Here is a 1,372-nt window from a genome sequence, read left to right on the forward strand (position 1 = left end):
CAGGGCCATTGCGTGTTCGGTGAGTGGATGTCTGAACTGGGGTTATGCGCGGCCGGTGACCTTTGTGGAGGCGGTCGGGGCGGGTGAGGTCCCCTAGGTGATCATGGGAGTTCTCACGCTTCCAGGACACTTCGAGGACCTCACCCGCGATGTCAGCATGCCCGATCCAGGTACTGTCCGCAGTCACGACCCCCGCCGACACGCCCGTTCGCCCGGTGACCGATGGTGAACGAGCGAGCTTGCTGGAGGCGGTGACGGCGGTACCGGACCCGCGCAGCCCGCGGGGTCTGCGCTATCCGCTCGCAGGACTGCTGGTGGTCGCGGTGTGCGCGGTGGTGGCCGGCGCGTCGAGCATGGCCGCGATCGCCGACTGGCTGCACGACCTCGACGACATCGCTCGTGCCCGGCTTGGCTTCGCGCGTGCGGTACCCGCCACGACCACGATGTGGCGGCTGCTGATCCGCCTGGACGCAGATCTGCTGGCCACGGTCCTGGCCGGCTGGTTACGCAGCCGCACCGTGCCGGACGTACCGCGCCGGGCGCGGTATCGGCAGGTCATCGCGGTCGATGGCAAAACCGTGCGGGGTGCCCGCCGGCCCGATGGCAGCCAGGTCCATCTGCTGTCCGCGCTGGATACCAGCACCGGCATCGTCCTGGCCCAGGTCACCGTGGACGCGAAATCCAACGAGATCCCCGCGTTCACGCCGCTGCTGGACGCTGTCGAACGCGTGCTGGGCAGCCTGAAAGGGCTGATCTTCGTCGCGGACGCGCTGCACACGCAGCTCGGGCACGCCAACGAGATCGCCGCGCGGGGTGCTCACCTGCTGATCCCGGCGAAGGGTAACCAGCCGAAACTGTTCGCCCAGCTCAAAACCCTGCCCTGGGCGCAGGTGCCGACCGGCCACCAAAGCCGCGACGCCGGTCACGGCCGCCGCGAGACCCGAACGGTCAAAGCCATCACCCTGCACACGCCCGGCGGGATCGGCTTCCCACACGCGCAGCAAGCCGTCCGGATCACCCGGACCCGCACCGCCAGCGCCAGCGGCAAGACCACCCGCGAGACCGCCTACCTGACCATCTCCCTGCCCGCCACCGACGCCCAGCCCGCCGACCTGCAGGACTGGATCCGCCGCGAATGGCTGATCGAGAACACCATCCACTACGTCAGAGATGTCACGTTCCGTGAAGATTCACATCAGGCCCGGACCGGCACCGGACCCGCCGTCATGGCAACCCTGCGTAACACCGCGATCGGATTCCACCGCTCCCGCGGAGAAACCAACATCGCCCGCGCCACCCGCCGGGCAAGCCACCGCCCACACGACCTCATCACCACCATCACCAGCGGAAACCCGAGAACGCAATGACCCTG

At 68.5% G+C, this 1,372-nt stretch carries 1 protein-coding gene; it reads left to right on the top strand.

All coding sequences use genetic code 11. The annotated features are described in order from the left end of the window. Positions 1-239 precede the first annotated feature (239 nt). Positions 240-1,367, top strand: a complete 1,128-nt coding sequence (locus tag ACFQS1_RS40430) for an ISAs1 family transposase (protein WP_378978370.1) — start codon at positions 240-242, stop codon at positions 1,365-1,367. The last annotated feature ends 5 nt before the right edge of the window (positions 1,368-1,372 follow it).

Source organism: Paractinoplanes rhizophilus, assembly GCF_042664765.1.
GTDB lineage: Bacteria > Actinomycetota > Actinomycetes > Mycobacteriales > Micromonosporaceae > Actinoplanes > Actinoplanes rhizophilus.